The sequence below is a fragment of the Methanolobus sp. WCC4 genome, from assembly GCF_038022665.1.
GTDB lineage: Archaea > Halobacteriota > Methanosarcinia > Methanosarcinales > Methanosarcinaceae > Methanolobus.
This window is the reverse complement of the sequence record NZ_CP150629.1, coordinates 2257135-2273576: the sequence shown is the minus strand read 5'-3', so window position 1 is coordinate 2273576 and position 16442 is coordinate 2257135. Positions and strand designations below refer to the sequence as shown.

At 44.3% G+C, this 16442-nt stretch carries 11 protein-coding genes; 8 read left to right on the top strand and 3 right to left on the bottom strand.

Going from position 1 to position 16442, the window contains the following annotated elements:
- Nucleotides 1-47 precede the first annotated feature (47 nt).
- Complete coding sequence (gyrA, locus tag V7O63_RS10705) at nt 48-2558, bottom strand: DNA gyrase subunit A (protein WP_340818519.1); 2511 nt, start codon at nt 2556-2558, stop codon at nt 48-50.
- Nucleotides 2559-2580: 22 nt separating this feature from the next.
- Nucleotides 2581-4485: a DNA topoisomerase (ATP-hydrolyzing) subunit B gene (gyrB, locus tag V7O63_RS10700; protein WP_340818518.1), complete on the bottom strand. Its 1905-nt coding sequence runs from the start codon at nt 4483-4485 to the stop codon at nt 2581-2583.
- A 401-nt stretch (nt 4486-4886) separates the two neighbouring features.
- Between gyrB and V7O63_RS10695 the strand changes: the two genes are divergently transcribed.
- The 5 genes from V7O63_RS10695 to V7O63_RS10675 all read left to right on the top strand — a co-directional run bounded on the left by V7O63_RS10695 (nt 4887) and on the right by V7O63_RS10675 (nt 10359).
- Nucleotides 4887-5345 carry a hypothetical protein gene (locus tag V7O63_RS10695; RefSeq protein ID WP_340818517.1) on the top strand — a complete coding sequence of 153 codons (459 nt, stop codon included), beginning with the start codon at nt 4887-4889 and terminating at the stop codon, nt 5343-5345.
- A 1-nt stretch (nt 5346) separates the two neighbouring features.
- Nucleotides 5347-6660, top strand: coding sequence for a hypothetical protein (locus V7O63_RS10690; protein ID WP_340818516.1), 1314 nt, complete (start codon nt 5347-5349; stop codon nt 6658-6660).
- A gap of 64 nt (nt 6661-6724) precedes the next feature.
- Complete coding sequence (locus V7O63_RS10685) at nt 6725-6889, top strand: hypothetical protein (RefSeq protein WP_340818515.1); 165 nt, start codon at nt 6725-6727, stop codon at nt 6887-6889.
- Nucleotides 6890-7024: 135 nt separating this feature from the next.
- Nucleotides 7025-9577: a GAF domain-containing protein gene (locus V7O63_RS10680; protein WP_340818514.1), complete on the top strand. Its 2553-nt coding sequence runs from the start codon at nt 7025-7027 to the stop codon at nt 9575-9577.
- A complete protein-coding gene (locus tag V7O63_RS10675; RefSeq protein ID WP_340818513.1) occupies nt 9574-10359 on the top strand; it encodes a winged helix-turn-helix domain-containing protein in 786 nt (261 codons plus the stop codon). Before V7O63_RS10680 ends, V7O63_RS10675 begins: the two co-directional genes overlap by 4 nt.
- Nucleotides 10360-10461: 102 nt before the next feature.
- Here the strand turns inward: V7O63_RS10675 and V7O63_RS10670 are convergent, their stop codons facing one another.
- A complete protein-coding gene (locus V7O63_RS10670; RefSeq protein WP_340818512.1) occupies nt 10462-10620 on the bottom strand; it encodes a hypothetical protein in 159 nt (52 codons plus the stop codon).
- Nucleotides 10621-10785: 165 nt separating this feature from the next.
- Here V7O63_RS10670 and V7O63_RS10665 point away from each other — a divergent pair, with 165 nt between their 5' ends.
- The 3 genes from V7O63_RS10665 (at nt 10786) to V7O63_RS10655 (ending at nt 16439) form a co-directional block, all read left to right on the top strand.
- Nucleotides 10786-12690, top strand: a complete 1905-nt coding sequence (locus V7O63_RS10665) for a methyltransferase cognate corrinoid protein (RefSeq protein WP_340818511.1) — start codon at nt 10786-10788, stop codon at nt 12688-12690.
- Between the two features lie 159 nt (nt 12691-12849).
- Nucleotides 12850-14784: a hydantoinase/oxoprolinase family protein gene (locus tag V7O63_RS10660; protein WP_340818509.1), complete on the top strand. Its 1935-nt coding sequence runs from the start codon at nt 12850-12852 to the stop codon at nt 14782-14784.
- Nucleotides 14781-16439 (top strand): TCP-1/cpn60 chaperonin family protein, encoded by a 1659-nt coding sequence (locus V7O63_RS10655; protein ID WP_340818507.1) that lies wholly within the window; start codon nt 14781-14783, stop codon nt 16437-16439. Before V7O63_RS10660 ends, V7O63_RS10655 begins: the two co-directional genes overlap by 4 nt.
- Nucleotides 16440-16442: the final 3 nt, after the last annotated feature.

The window sequence follows — 16442 nt, the reverse complement described above, 5'->3', positions numbered from 1 at the left end:
TAGCTACTCAGTTAACTAAATAAAGTTAATGCTTAAAAGCATTAACATCACTTTTCCTCAGCCTTTATTCTTGCCACTCCAACGACCTTATCGCTGGCGCGGACATCCATTATCTTCACACCCTGCGTGTTCCTGCCCTGGATACGGACATCCTTTACCGGAATACGGATTATGATGCCTTCGGAACTGGTCAGCATGACGTCATCATCCTCGTGTACTGCCTTTACGTTGATGACCGGTCCGTTACGCAGGCTTGTGACTATGGTTATAACACCACGTCCGCCCCTGTGCATCGACCTGTATTCCGTGAACTCGGTCCTCTTACCAAAACCATTCTCGGTCACCGTAAGAAGTGAAGCGGTCTCGTCCACAACATCAAGGCTTACCACAAGGTCTCCCTCTTCGAGGTTCATTCCACGGACACCCTTGGCACTGCGTCCCATCACACGTACTTCTTCTTCATTGAAGCGTATCGCCTTTCCGTGTCTTGAGACCATTACCATGTCCCTGGAACCGTCTGTCAGTGCGACATTCACGAGTTCATCATCTTCAACAAGGTTTATGGCGATTATTCCTTTCCTGCGTGGGTTACTGAAATCAGAGAGTTGTGTCTTCTTGATCGTACCTGTGGAAGTTGCCATGAAGAGATACTGGTCTTCCTTGAACTCACTCACAGGTATCATTGCGGTGACAAGCTCATCCTCTCCCAGTTCAAGCAGGTTCACGATCGCTTTGCCACGTGCCTGTCTGCTGCCTTCGGGTATCTCATATACCTTACGCCAGTGTACACGACCCATGTTGGTGAAGAACATAATATAATTATGGGTAGAGGCAACGAAGATATCCACCACGAAATCCTCTTCCTTGGTGTCCATTCCGATCACACCCTTTCCTCCCCTGTGTTGCTTGGAATATGTATCAACAGGAAGTCTCTTGATGTAACCGCTGTTGGTGATCGTTACCACCATATCCTCTTCAGGAATAAGGTCCTCTGTCTCAAGTTCCTCTACAGATGACTTGATAGCGGTTCTTCGTTCGTCACCGAAACTCTCTCTCAGGTCTGAGAGTTCATCCCGGATGATACCATATTTCTTCTCATCGCTCTCGATGATGGACTTGTATTCTGCGATCTGCTTGAGCAGTTCATCGAACTCGTCATCGATCTTCTGTCTTTCAAGACCGGTGAGCTTCTGCAGGCGCATATCGAGGATTGCCTTTGCCTGTATCTCGTCGAGTCCGAATTTGGAGATAAGTCCTTCCCTTGCATCCTCTACTGTCTTGGAAGAGCGGATCAGGGAGATCACTTCATCCAGGTGGTCAAGTGCGATCTTCAGTCCTTTGAGTATGTGGGCCCTGTCCTCTGCCTTCTTCAAAAGGAACTGTGTACGCCTCTGGATCACATCGATACGGTGTTCCAGATAGATGCGAAGTATCTCTTTCAGGTTAAGTTCCCTTGGGACATCGTCCACAAGTGCAAGGTTGATGATACCGAAAGTTGTCTGCATCTGTGTGTGCTTGTAGAGCTGGTTGAGGACCACATTCGCATTGGTCCCGCGGGTAAGTTCCACGACAACACGTATGCCCTCACGATCGGATTCATCACGCAGGTCGGATACTCCTGTTATCTTCTTTTCCCTGACAAGGGCCGCGATATCCTCGATGAGCTTTGATTTGTTGACCTGATAAGGTAGTTCTGTGACAATGATCCGGTACTTGTCCTTCTTCATCTCCTCTATCTCGGCTACAGCCCTTATCTTGACCCTGCCACGACCTGTCTCATAGGCAGATCTGATACCCTGTTTACCGAGTATCACACCACCGGTAGGAAAATCAGGTCCCTTGATGGCTGTCATAAGTTCAGGTATCGTGACATCTGGGTTGTCGATGAGCATTCTGGTCGCATCGATGACCTCTGTAAGGTTGTGAGGTGCCATATTGGTGGCCATACCCACAGCGATACCTGTAGAGCCGTTGATAAGCAGGTTAGGAAGCTTTGCCGGAAGCACTACAGGCTCTTCAAGTGAACCGTCGTAGTTCGGACGCATTGCGATGGTGTCCTTATCGATATCAAGGAGCATCTCATCACATATCCTGTCCATACGAACCTCAGTGTAACGCATGGCTGCTGCGGAATCACCATCAATTGAACCGAAGTTACCCTGTCCGTCTATGAAAGGATATCTCAGTGAGAAGTCCTGTACCATCCTGACAAGGGAATCGTATACTGCAGTATCACCATGAGGGTGGTACTTACCGAGAACGTCTCCCACTACACGGGCAGACTTCTTGTAAGCCTTGTCATAGGTGATCCCACCTTCCTTCATTGCATAGAGTATTCTGCGGTGAACCGGTTTCAGACCGTCCTTGGCATCGGGTAATGCACGACTGACGATAACACTCATGGCATAGTCCATGAACGAGTTCTTCATCTCGTCCTCTATGAGGATCGGTATGATCTTCTCGCCGGTGTCAGTTGGCTGGATGTCAAAAGGAAGCTCATCTTCCGGTGTGTTCGGGTCATTGCCCTGAACTTTATCATTATCAATATTATCTGCCATTTTTCCTCACCTCCGACGTACCTCAGACATCAAGATTCGCCACATCCTTTGCGTGTGTTGTAATGAACTGCTTACGTGGGGCCACGTCATCTCCCATGAGTATGGTGAACATCTCATCCGCTGCAACTGCATCTTCCATTGTCACCTGAAGCAGTGTCCTTGTCTCCGGGTTCATGGTGGTTTCCCAGAGCTGCTCAGGGTTCATCTCACCAAGACCCTTGTAACGCTGTATGCCCACGCCTTTATCGCCGATCTCCTCCAGCTTCGCTGCAAGTTCACGGTCGGAATAGACATAGTGTTCTGCCTTACCCTTTTTCACCTTGTAGAGCGGAGGCTGAGCTATGTACACATAACCGGCATCTATCATGGGTTTCATGTACCTGAAGAATAGTGTAAGTATAAGTGTTCTGATGTGTGCTCCGTCAACATCGGCATCGGTCATGATTATGACCTTGTGGTAACGTGCCTTCTCGATATCATACTCGTCACCGATACCTGTTCCCATGGCTGTGATGAAAGCAAGGATCTCATTGTTCTTGAGGATCTTCGCCAGACGGGATTTCTCAACGTTGAGGATCTTACCCCTGAGTGGCAGAATCGCCTGATACTTACGGTCCCTTCCCTGCTTTGCAGAACCGCCTGCTGAGTCTCCCTCCACAAGATAGAGTTCACTTACTGAAGGGTCCTTTTCTGAACAGTCGGCCAGTTTTCCGGGAAGTGTGCTCACGTCAAGCGCACTCTTTCTGCGTGTAAGTTCCCTTGCCTTCTTCGCAGCTTCCCTTGCACGCTGTGCATCAAGAGCTTTCTGTAAGATGGCGGTGGCAACCTTTGGGTTCTCTTCCATGTACTCGGAAAGACCTTCCGATACCATGGATTCCACGATACCCTTTACCTCGCTGTTACCAAGCTTAGTCTTGGTCTGACCCTCGAACTGCGGCTCTGTAATCTTGACACTGATGATCGCTGTGAGTCCTTCGCGGATATCCTCACCTGAGAGCTTGGTGTCGGTCTTTGAGAGCTTGTTCTTTTTAATGTAATCATTAGCCACTCTTGTAAGTGCGGCCTTGAACCCAACGAGGTGAGTACCACCTTCGTGGGTGTTTATATTATTGACAAAAGAGAATACGGAATCAGCATAGCTGTCCGTGTACTGCATTGATATCTCGACGATGGTGTCGTCCTTTGTCCTTTCGAAGTATATTGGCGAGTCATGCAATGCGTTCTTGCTGTGGTTCAGGTGCTCTACGAAGGAAACGATACCGCCCTCGTATTCGAAAACATCCTCCACCGGCTCTTCTCCACGGTCATCGGATATGCTTATCTTTATTCCCCTGTTGAGGAAAGCAAGTTCCCTGAGCCTTGTTGCAAGGGTCTCGTAAACGAACTTTATCGTTTCGAATATCTTTTCATCAGGTTTGAATGTGATCTTCGTACCTGTGGTATCGGTATCACCTATCTCAAGCAACTCATCTGTAGGTGTTCCACGCTCATAGCGCTGGTAGTATACCTTACCGTCACGCTGGACCTCGGCTTCCATCCACTCGGAAAGTGCATTGACAACGGATACACCGACACCATGCAGACCACCTGACACCTTGTAGGTGTCCTTGTTGAACTTGCCTCCTGCGTGGAGGATGGTCATTACTACCTCAAGTGCAGACTTGTTGTACTTGGGATGTGTTCCCACAGGGATACCTCTTCCGTTATCCACCACCGTGATCGTACCGTCATGGTTTATGGATACATCGATCTTCGTACAATATCCGGCCAGTGCCTCGTCGATACTGTTGTCCACCACTTCATAGACGAGGTGGTGCAGACCTCTGCCGTCGATACTTCCGATATACATGCTCGGACGTTTGCGAACGGCTTCCAGCCCTTCAAGTACCTGAATGTTGCTTGCATCATAAGCCTGTTCTTCACCCATTTAATTACAGCTCCGTGAAAAAGTCATGATTATCACTAATAATGTCTATTCGAACATCTCTAACGTATACTAAACAGTCCCTCAAAATACAGTCAAAGAAATATTTATTTTAAATCTCTCGGTTCTTATTTTCCGTCCAAAACCTACGGCACCTAATATGCATTCATGCTTATTAAATGTGTTTATAATATTATATTTAAAAAAACGTTTGAGGATTAATTACAACCAGGATCGTAACTCAAATGTAATATTACAGACACCTGGCCTACCGGTAAATTGGGCTTGTAATTCAAAGAATTGCCGCTAGCAACACATACTAAACAAAACAACATATAATGTCTTAAATTTTAGATATGGTTATATAATTTATAATCAGTATTCCATTGGGGATCACTTTGACCATGACCAATGAATATAAAACAATTATCGCAGCTATCCTGACATTCACTTCTTTAGTATTTGCTCTTTTTGTCGGCCAGTTGCTATGGGGCATAATTGCTGCTTTGATGATCATCTCGCTGCTAATTTTCAGCAGACTTCTTTCAGGGAACGCAAAAACAGAAGAGCAGGCTTTCGAAGAGCTTGAAGTCTGTGTACTCACAAATTCAAGCATCTACAAAGTACCCACTTTTTTTGTTGGAATTCCGATCATTGTTGTTCTGGGGGAACTGGGAAGTAAATATGAAAGTGTATTTTTGGCAGAACATGAAGGAAAAGAAGTCACGGTCATATATCCGGGAATCTGCAGCGTGATGAAAGACGACAGGCTGAAGATCAGGGGAATTGACATAGATGGGAAAAAGGCCGGAGTTACAGGAAAATGCCTGAAAGCATCAAGTGTCATGAACCTGAGGGGATAATATGAAAATACAGAAGCATAAGGTTCCCAAAATCAAAATATCCCTACAAATTCTTTTGCTGCTGACAAATCTATTTTTTGCTTTAGTTTTGGTTGCGCCTACAGCAAATGCTGCGCTGATCGCTGAATCCGGTGAAATACCTTACCAGGTAGAACATTCGGATAGAATTGTTGTCGGAACGGTAACTGATATCGAAGTACTCTATGATCACTCTGTGGTAACTGTGGAAGTACACGAATGGCTGATGCATCCGCTGCAAACTGATACGATAAGGATTCAGACATTTATAGGAACAAATGTGGAGATGGAGGATGAGGTCCGATTTACTGCTGATGAGACTGTCATTTTGATGCTAAAAGATGAAGACCTTGATACAAACACATTCAGGGTTACAGTTGGGGAGCCGAGAAAACACCCTGTTTCAGATAAGGGTAGCATCGTTGAAGAGATCGCTAAAGTACAGGGAGACGAAAAAGTACAGGATACAGAAGAGCTGCCTGAAGGTCCCATAACCACCAGAGAAGAAGCAATTCTTCTTGCAACACAATATGCGGATCATTATGGGATCTGGATAGGAGATATGGAAAAGGCGGAGATCCTCGACAATACATGGTTCATCGTTTTTGGTGGTGAGGACGGTCCTGAACAGTTCATTGTCTATGGTAGTGGTGCTTTCGATATAGAACATTGGACACGGGATGAAATGCCCGGAAGAGAAAATCGTTATGAAGAACTGATTGCTCAAAGTGGGGTTTTCCTGGCAATACTGGTATTCATCGTATCAATTGTTTTCTTGGTCGCAGTTGGAAAAAAAGCAATTGAGAACCCGGAAAAAGGGAAAAAGGACCTGCTGTTCTTCATGATAGGGATTGTCACCTTTTTCCTGAGTGGGTACATCCTTGAAGGAATACATCCACCTGATTCATTTTACGTGACGATCCTGGTTTTTTTATTCCTGTTCAGCATAGCAATAATATTTTTCAGGAACATGTCATGGAGATTCGTATCAAGGACACTTGCAATCTCCCTTGCAGCACTAATAGTTATTTCTGGCTCGTTCTTTTTAATGAGCATGCAATCCCATATCAACGCTAAATACATTGATGCAGACTCTTTGTATGAGGAACCTGATGAGTTCATTGTCATTACGGAAGAGGAAATGAACAAGTATCCTGCATTAAAAGAAGCGATCGAAACGGGGGAGATAGTACAAGCAGATTATGATGAATGGGAACGCACAACAGAATTCCTTACTGGTATCTATGCGGTACAATATAAAGGAGAATACTACAGTATAGGTTTCATGACAGCATGAGGCCTGTATACTTTTTGTTTATATCTAATAAGCTGGAAATATTCTATTTGCATCTATTTTCTTGATGCAAGTAGATATTTCCCAGAGCTATAAATGTGGCAACCAGATGAACCTGATATCCTATGACAGGTATCTCATCTTCAAGAAGCAGGACAAAAAATCCAAGAACAGGGTCATGCCAGAAAATGTTGTTCTGTTACGTGAAAAGGTGGATGGGATCGTCAAATAGGCTCACAATTCACTTTATTCAATTTTGAGTAGAAGGTATCCTCCTGACCATATAATATATTAAATATCAAGTAATCGATATATCCTTAAAGTGTATTCCGAGCATTTACTTGATCCAGTTATATGATGGTACTACATGACACAACTCGATATAAATTCGGAAATTGTAAAAGTAATCAATGACAGCCCTGTAACTATTTTCATATGGAAGCCGGAAGAAGGGTGGCCAGTAGAATTTGTATCAGAGAATATCAGACAGTTTGGATATTCGCCCGAAGATTTCCTATCGGGCAGATTAAAGTATGACGATATCATCCATCCTGATGACATTGAGAATGTACGCAGAGAAGTTGCAGAATACTCTGAAACAGGTGTCGATAATTTCATCCAGGAGTACAGGATACTGACAGCATCAGGTGAGGTCAGGTTCATTGATGACAGGACAATAGTCCGAAGGGATGAGGAAGGGAATATCCGGTTATATGAAGGAATCGTTCTTGATATAAGCCAGCGAAAGCTTTCAGAAACAATTATTGATTGCCGCAATCAGGTTCTTGAAGCCCTGGCATCAGGTGCAACTCTGGATGATGTTCTTATGCGTCTGGTGAGATCGACAGAAAGAATTGTGCCGGAAGCAATAAGTTTTGTCATGTTACTGGACAAGGAAAAGAAGCATCTGGTTCATGCTATTTCTTCTCATCTTCCTCATTTCTACAAAAAAGCTATTGAAGGACTACCTATAGGCGAAGGCATTGGCTCCTGCTCAACAGCTGTTCATACAGGGAAAAGAGTTGTTGTAGAGGACATAATGGAGCATCCTTACTGGGATGATCTAAAGGAACTGGCGTCTAAGGCGGGCCTGAGGGCTAGTTGTTGTGAGCCTATAATAAGTTCGAATAATGAGGTCTTTGGGACATTTGGAATGTACTTCCCTGAGCCACATAATCCTACAAAAGAAGAGATAGATATCCTTAAAGCGAACGCCAATCTTGCGGCTATCGCGATAAACAACAAGAGGGTATTGGATGATGCCATTGAATCAGAGCAAAAGCTCAAGGTTGTCCTCAATAATATAAATGACCAGATCTACATCAGTTCCCTCACTGGCAGATTAATTGCTGTGAATCAGGCTGTCGTTGATGCATTGGGATATAGCAGGTCTGAGATGTTGAATACGTGTCCTTCTGATATAGTACCCTCAAAAGATGTACGCCGTGTTTCGAAGTTAATGAGGGATATTGAAACAGATGGAAGAGCGATATATGAGGCCGAGGCGATACATAGGGACGGCAGGAAGATACCGCTGGAAGTCAGCGCACGATTCATGATATATGATGGGAAAAAAACCATCCTATCCGTTGCCAGGGACATCAGTGAGCGCAAAAAAGCGGAAAAGATACGCGATCTTGAAGGGGAAAGGCTGGAAGCACTTGTTAAACTTAATAGTATGGCCGGTGCATCATTGAATGAAATTACAGACTTTGCAAGGGAAGAAGCTGTAAGGCTCACAGAAAGTTCACTTGGTTACCTTGCGTTCATGAATGCTGATGAAACAGCCCTTATTATGCATTCCTGGTCAAAAAGCGCTATGAGAGAATGTGGTATCAAAGATAAACGCTTTGTGTATCCTATCAAGACCACCGGGTTGTGGGGTGAAGCAGTAAGGCAACGCAAACCCATAATAACAAATGATTACTCTCTTCCCAGCCCAACAAAAAAAGGATATCCTGAGGACCACGTTAAACTCACAAGGCATATGAACATCCCAATCTTCGATGGTGACCATATAGTTGCAGTTGCAGGTGTTGGCAACAAATCAGAGGATTATGATGGATCCGATCTGCGTCAGCTTACCTTACTGATGCAGGGTATGTGGAACCTTATTCAAAGAAAACAAATAGAGGATGCATTGAAGCAATATTCCGATGAACTGAAGCTGGCAAATGAGGAACTAAGGTCCATCAGTAGAATGAAAACAGAATTCATTACAGAAAGGCTGGAAGATATATACAGTCCTGAACTCTCAGAGTGCAGTATCCTTGATGATGAGATGATCATGTCCATTGATGAACAACAGGCAAAAGCTATCGATTCCGTGTTGATCAACTCTGCAAGGTTAAAGCGTCTGGTAAACTCACTTCTGTATATGAGCCAGGAGCAGGCTGGAAAGATAGTATATACTTTTTCCCGGGCTCATGTGGATAAACTTATATCCGAGGCTTTGATGAATCTGATATTGCTGATAGATGAGAAAGGAATTGATCTAGAGGTTAATGTACCTGAGGGATTACCGGCAATAATATCTGATAAGGACAAACTGACCCAAACATTGATAATTCTTATAGATAATGCTATAAAATTCACTCCTGAAGGTGGAAGGATAAACATAGACGCAAGTGAAGAAAGTGATCATCTGCACTTGAGAATAAGTGATACGGGACCAGGTATACAGAAAGACCTTATACCACATATCTTCCAGAAATTCTACCAGATGGAGGACTCAATGAGTCGAATGTATCAGGGACTTGAATCCGGTCTCTATATCTGTAAGGACATAATCCTTGCACATAAAGGCTATATTTGGATCGAAAGTGAAAAGGGTAAAGGAACCACATTCCACATAAAGCTCCCAATAGATGTTGTGGAAGATGATTCTCCCAATTTGTCAAAACGTGAGATGATAAAATGAAACTGGCTCTTTTAGGCACTCTTTTTCTATCCGACAAAAGAAAAGACCTCCTCATCCTGCTAATAGAACGGCCTATGAACATCGATGAGATCAAGACCACACTCAATGTTACTTCCAGTGCCATGATGACACAGATCAAGATCCTCATCGACCAGGGCATAATACTTTATGAGAATGATTATTACAAACTCTCCGGTTTTGGAGAGGTGATTGTAAAGAAAATGATCCCTCTTTTAAACACCTTAATGGTCTTTGAAGACAATAAACAATACTGGGAGAACCATAAAGTACAAGGTATCCCGGCACATCTTCTTGAGAGAATTGAAGAACTGGGCTCATGTGAGATCGTTGAGCCGGAACTTAATCGTATGTATGAACTACCGAAAAAGTTCACTGACAATCTCATACAGTCAAAATACATCATGGAGATCTCTTCTTCATTCAGCCCGGCTTATCCCTACAAGTACATCGAGCTTGCCAGGAAAGGTGTCCGGATCTCATTAATAATAACGGAGCCTGTTTTTGAAAGATTTGAAACGGAGTATTTTGAGCAACTGCAGGATTATCTCGGAATGAATAATACCGAACTTTTTGTCTATAAAGGCGATATAGATTTTGCTTCCAGCGTAGTGACAGACAAATTCCTTTCACTGACCCTGTTCTACAAAACAGGCATGTTCCACAATCATGCTATGCTGAGTTTTGAAACAAATGCATTGATGTGGGGAGAGGATATGTACAAGTTCTTCAGAAAAATATCTGAAGAAGTGCCTGGTATCTGAGGTCAGAATATCATATATAGCATATTGGTCCCTGCTATAATTCTGTATTTGTTGCTTAAATTTTCACTGATAGTTTGCTTATAATTTGCTTGTGTTTTTCAATCATATTGGTTTTGATCTTAATTGTTTTGATCCGGAATACCCTGTCTGAATGTGTTCTGTTCTTGTATTCATAAGATAAGAGCCATTGATCAGATCAATGCCATTGATCTCATTTGAGTTCTTTCCATCGATTAACGGCGTTAATTCGATTGTGTTCATTCATTGGATCACGGTTCCTTTCAAACAGCGGTGCAATTCATAATATTAATGCTGTTAATAAATAACCAGAGGTTATGATATATACGAAAAGTGAAATAGTGTTATTTGTTAACAGTGAAGATTGGAGACTCACTGTTCAAAAAACCTAAACCTTGGAGGTAAACTATGAGTACAGCAATTTTAAACCAATTAGCGGAAGCTGTGGTCGAAGGCGACGACGACCTGGCAGAAGAACTTGCACAACAAGCCTTAGATGAAGGTGTTGATCCTTACGAGGCAATTGTGGATGGACTTGCAAAGGGAATGACCATTGTAAGTGACAATTACGAAAAGGGAGAAGCCTTTGTACCACATCTGCTCATCGCATCTGGTGCCATGTATGCAGGTATGGACATCCTGACCCCACATATGAAAGTAGGTGGAGGAGAACAGCGTTCTATAGGTGTTATAGGAACCATCGAGGGAGATGTACACGACATAGGAAAGAACCTTGTCAAGACAATGATGTCCGCAGCAGGCTTCGACATGGTCGATCTGGGTCACGATGTGCCGGTCCAGAAATTCGTAGATGTAGCAAAGGAGAAGAAAGCAGACATAATCTCTATGAGTGCCTTGATGACCACTACCATGACAAACATGGAAAAAGTGATCGAGATACTGCAGGAGGAAGGTCTCAGGGATTCTCTCATTGTAATGGTAGGAGGAGCACCTGTTTCCCCTGAATTTGCAGAACAGATCACTGCAGACTCCACACACCCTGATTCCATGGCGGCTACAGAATGGGCAAAGGAAGCTGTAAGCAACCTCGCTCCTGCTGAGCAGAGATGGAGCGAGGAGAAGATCTCACTTGCTAAGGTCAAGTATAGAGAGATCCTGTCCAAGAAGACAGTTAAAGGAAAGACAGACATCGGTCTGGAAACTGCAAAACAGATCATTGCGGACTTTGAGAGTGTAGCTGTCAAGACAAAAGAAGAAATGACCCATATGGACAGGACACTGGCAGCAATGGGTGACAAAAAGGTTGACAGATTGCCTGTATATCCTCTGGCATGTGGTGTATTGAGGAAATTCGCTGATGTTAACTACAAACAGTATGCTACTGACATCAATGCGTTCGTCGAGAGTGCTTACCTTGGATCGAAGTATCTGGATACGGACATGTTCGTCGGTCTCATAGACCTTTCAGCAACATCATCTGACTTCGGATGTAAGATCAAGTACCCTGAAGATGACACACCATCATCAGAAGGACACCTTGAGGCATATGAACAGATCGAGGTCCCTGAGGTCAAGGAAGGAACCCGCGCCTATGAGCTTATAATGGCTTCCAAGGCCGCTACTGAGAAACTTAACAAGGAACTGGATACACCATTTGTCGGATTCCATGAAGGACCACTTCTTACCCTTACACAGCTTATGGGTGCAGACCGTGTCCTGATGGACATGAAGACACATCCTGATGTTGTGCTTGAAGCGGTCCAGAAATGTACTGACTACATCTGTCAGGTATCTGAGCTCTTCTTTGAAGAGGGTGCCTGTAATGCACTTTGTATCGACAACCTCTGGTCCAACAATGTGATCATGGACGAAGATGACTACTGGAAATTTGACGGTAAGTTCGTATACGACCAGCACCTGCCGATCTTCAAGCAGTACGACCAGCCATACATCATTCACAACTGTGCAGATGCAGTACACTTTGATACACAGATCACAAAGTTCGGAACAAAGCTGTACAGCTACGCATACTATCCAAAACTCAGGAGCAAGGGCTCTCAGGGAATGGCAGACCTTATTCCAAAGTATGGTCATGAATGCTGCCTCATGGGTGAGATCAACCCTGTTGATTTCATGGATGGCTCTGCAGAAGGTGTGCAGAAGATCAGGACAGACACTGAACAGCTGCTTAGAGATGTTCTTCCGACACTCAAGGAGAACAGCCTGCAGTCCAAGTTTGTCATGGCATCTGGTTGTGAGATCCCACCAGGAGGACCTCTCAGCACTGTGAAGGCAATGGTGGACGTAGTTAAGGAACTGGGTCCGGATCTTCAGAAACAGCATTTCGGATAAGCAGGACAACTTCCCCCTGCTTTTCCTTTTTTTATTCTCATATGTGATCTAAAGATCACTCTATGAGGTCTACATCCATCGAGGTGCTAACCCCCATCTCCACAAAAGGGGGTACCACCCACCTCCAAATAAAAACGCTCCATATGAAAGGTGATAATAATGAATCTCGGGCTAGGAATAGATACAGGCGGCACATATACTGATGCCGTGATCATGGATCTTGAAGATGGATCTATTATAGATTCAAACAAATCGCTTACGACATATCCTGATCTGATAAGGGGCATTGTCAGTTCAATTGACGGCCTTAAGGCCGAACATCTTGCTAATGTAAGATTCACTTCAGTATCCACCACACTTGCTACTAACACCACGCTGGAGGGTAAGGGATATCCTGCAGGTCTCATACTCGTCGGTTACAATATATCCCGAAAGATTCCCACTGATCATATTCTTTCCATAGAAGGCGGGCATGATGCCGATGGAAATGAAGTGGAACCTCTGGGTGACCTGAAGAAGGTAAAAGAATTTGTTACAATGAACCAGCATAAGGTCTCCTCATTTGCTATATCATCATATTTTGGAGTACGCAACCCGGAGCACGAACTCATTATCAAGGAGATAATACAGGACCTGACAGATCATCCCGTTGTTTGCGGACATGAGCTTTCCATGGAGCTCGGAGCTTACGAAAGGGCTTTGACCGCACTTCTTAATGCCCAGTTGATCCCGGTAATAGACCAGTTCATAAGGTCTGTGAGGTCTGTGATGCAGGATAAGAACATCAATTCGGTCCTGATGATGATGAGATGTGATGGATCGCTTGTCAGGATAGAAGAGGCACTCAAAAAACCAGTGGAATCCATTTTTTCCGGACCCGCCGCAAGTCTGCTGGGAGCTGCACATCTGACAGGACTTAAGGAATGCCTGACCGTGGATGTGGGAGGTACGAGTACGGATATCTCTATGATCCTCGACGGGCTGCCTGCTATCAGCAGTTCAGGTGCTGTGGTAGGTGACTGGCATACAATGGTCAAGGCTATCAAGATGAACACTTCTGCCATTGGAGGGGACAGTCATGTATGGATGAAGGAAAAAGCGCGTATGGGACCTAACAGGGTGATACCACTATGTCTTTGCGCTGCCGAATTCCCTTCCATAATAAGCAAATTGCAGAATGCTGAAAGGATCTCAAAGCGAATAATGAGTGACATCATCCAGCCAACAACATTCTTCATGTCCAATGGAACAAAGTCCCATTCACTGCATGCCTCTGAACTGGAGGTAGAAGAGATGGAAATATTCGATGCGATCACAGACGAACCATCTTCTATAGCGGATATTGCCGCAAAGACAAATAAACATGCTCTGATGTTCGAAGGTATCCTGAGAGACCTCATACAGAAGAGATATGTGAGACAGGTAGGCTTCACCCCGACCGATGTCCTGCATGTGATAGGTGACTATACAAGATGGGATTCCAGTGCATCGATGCTTGGAGCAGCTCTTCTTTCAGAATATACTTCTATGGGACCCTTTGATCTTTGCACCACACTCAAGGAAGATGTGGCAAGGGAGATCGTACTCAATCTCATTTCACACTGTGCAGATAAAGTGAAGAAAACCGATCTGGCGAAAATACTGGACGGCACAGAACTAATGAAATTCACGATAAAGACGCCCGTTGTAATGGTGGGCGCTCCTGTAGCCCCATATCTGAAAGATATGAAATATCTCATCGATGCGGACATAAGGCTTCCGCAGTACCATGAAGTTGGTAACGCTGTAGGTGCCCTTGTGGGTAATGTGGTGTACAGGGAAGAAATACTGATAAGACCTGCCAGCCCTGGCAGCTCACAGTATCTGGTCTTCTCTGAAAAAGGAAGACAGATGTTCGATGATTATCAGGAGGCTCTTGACACGGCAAATTCCCTTGTCAATAACACAGTTTCAGAGTATATGTCAGGTTACGGTCTGAGTATGGACAATGTAAGGTTCGATCTTGAATGCAATAATGTAGGGAGTATTGGAACGATACCCCTTGAGACAAAGATAGTAGGGGTCGCTGTTGGTTCCCCCAGGAGGGTAATATGAGCACTTCACTGGAAAATATGGGTTATATGAATGCGGGAAATATGAGCACTATAAACGCAGGGAACATGAACACTATGAACGCACTGGATGATATGGATGCCCTGCGTCAGAGTGTGCGTGGTCGTATCGGGGTCAGGGAGGATGTTGAAGAAGATGGTCTCGTCCATGAGATGCTACAGGCTTCCAGGGATATCAAGGACCTCCTTGTTTCATCTTTTGGACCACGGGGATCCAGCAAGATAATAATCAGTCCCACAGACGACGTTTATCTTACAAGTGACGGGAAGACGATAATTGAACAGATAGATGTGCTGCATCCGGTGATCACTTCTCTCAAAAAGCTTGCCATGTCCATGGACAGGGTGTGTGGTGACGGTACAAAGACCGCAGTGATAATAGCTGCTTCTCTTATCGAGAATGCTGCTAAGCTCATGGATATCGGCCTGCATCCTACAACCATCATAAAAGGATACCAGCTTGCTCTGAACAAGGCTTACGATATCCTGAACTATGAGAGCATTCGGATAAGTTCTGAAAATGACCTGCATTCTGTAATAGAGAATGCCTCTCTGGGTAAAGGTATTGAGCCACATCAGGCAAGGATAATAGCAGATATCGTTCTTGAGACACTTTCTAAGATCCGGGATATCCATGGTGATGCTCACATAGATCTCAACGACTATGTCAAAGTCATAAAAAAGGTAGGTTCTCCCTCTATAGAATCTATTTCCGGAATGGTCCTTGATGAAAGACCTGCAAGATCAGACATGCCTTGGCATCTGGAAAATACAAGCGTACTTATGATCAACGGCAATGTGAAATTTGAAAGCAAGATCATAAATTCACAGCGCAATCTACGGATAGACGATCTCGCCGATCCAAGGCTTATCTTTCAGGGACAGGAAAGAAATCTGAAAGTCATGTCACAGAAGATAATTGATTCCGGGGCTAAGCTTGTATTTTGTGAAGGAGAGGTGGACGAATCTGTGGAAGGCTCACTTGCAAAACATGGTGTACTGCTTTTCCAGAAACTAAAACTGAGGGATATGGAGATGGTCTCAAAGGCAACAGGTGCAAGCATTCTTTCCATCAGGGACGATATAATGCTTGATCATCTGGGCTTTGCCGATGAGGCAGAGGTCGTAAAAAGAAACGATGAGCATTTCCTTTTCCTCTCTGTCAGTGATCAGCTGATATCCACTATCATGATATGGGAGCCTTTCAGGTATGGTCTTGAAAAGATCGAGGAGGCAGTGGATGATGCAGTCAATAATGCTGCATTCATACTGAAGAATCCTCTTGCCGTAAGAGGAGGAGGGGATGTTGAATTTGTGCTCTCACAGATGCTCAGGCAGTATTCTTCCACCATCGAAGGGAAAGAGCAACTCGCAGTTATTGAATATGCGAACGCCCTCGAAGAGATCCCTAGAACACTTGCACGAAACGTGGGTCTCAATGAGGTAGATGCGGTAACGAGAATGCTCAATTCCTATAACAAGGGAATTGACTGCAGGATCGATCAAAGCCGAAATGTCGTTCCTAACAACCCTCCTGTATATGATTCTTTCAGCATTAAACAAATGGCTGTTATCGCAGCTACCGAGGCTGTAAGCAATATATTGAGAATTGACAAGATCGTATTGAAAAAGTCCTGAGGG

What these genes read in the sequence shown, in the direction of transcription:
- V7O63_RS10685 (WP_340818515.1), top strand. Translation starts at nt 6,725, where the DNA reads ATGCAAGTAGATATTTCCCAGAGCTATAAATGTGGCAACCAGATGAAC.
- V7O63_RS10665 (WP_340818511.1), top strand. Translation starts at nt 10,786, where the DNA reads ATGAGTACAGCAATTTTAAACCAATTAGCGGAAGCTGTGGTCGAAGGC.
- V7O63_RS10695 (WP_340818517.1), top strand. Translation starts at nt 4,887, where the DNA reads ATGACCAATGAATATAAAACAATTATCGCAGCTATCCTGACATTCACT.
- gyrA (WP_340818519.1), bottom strand. Translation starts at nt 2,558, where the DNA reads ATGGCAGATAATATTGATAATGATAAAGTTCAGGGCAATGACCCGAAC.
- V7O63_RS10660 (WP_340818509.1), top strand. Translation starts at nt 12,850, where the DNA reads ATGAATCTCGGGCTAGGAATAGATACAGGCGGCACATATACTGATGCC.
- V7O63_RS10690 (WP_340818516.1), top strand. Translation starts at nt 5,347, where the DNA reads ATGAAAATACAGAAGCATAAGGTTCCCAAAATCAAAATATCCCTACAA.
- gyrB (WP_340818518.1), bottom strand. Translation starts at nt 4,485, where the DNA reads ATGGGTGAAGAACAGGCTTATGATGCAAGCAACATTCAGGTACTTGAA.
- V7O63_RS10655 (WP_340818507.1), top strand. Translation starts at nt 14,781, where the DNA reads ATGAGCACTTCACTGGAAAATATGGGTTATATGAATGCGGGAAATATG.
- V7O63_RS10670 (WP_340818512.1), bottom strand. Translation starts at nt 10,620, where the DNA reads ATGAACACAATCGAATTAACGCCGTTAATCGATGGAAAGAACTCAAAT.
- V7O63_RS10675 (WP_340818513.1), top strand. Translation starts at nt 9,574, where the DNA reads ATGAAACTGGCTCTTTTAGGCACTCTTTTTCTATCCGACAAAAGAAAA.
- V7O63_RS10680 (WP_340818514.1), top strand. Translation starts at nt 7,025, where the DNA reads ATGACACAACTCGATATAAATTCGGAAATTGTAAAAGTAATCAATGAC.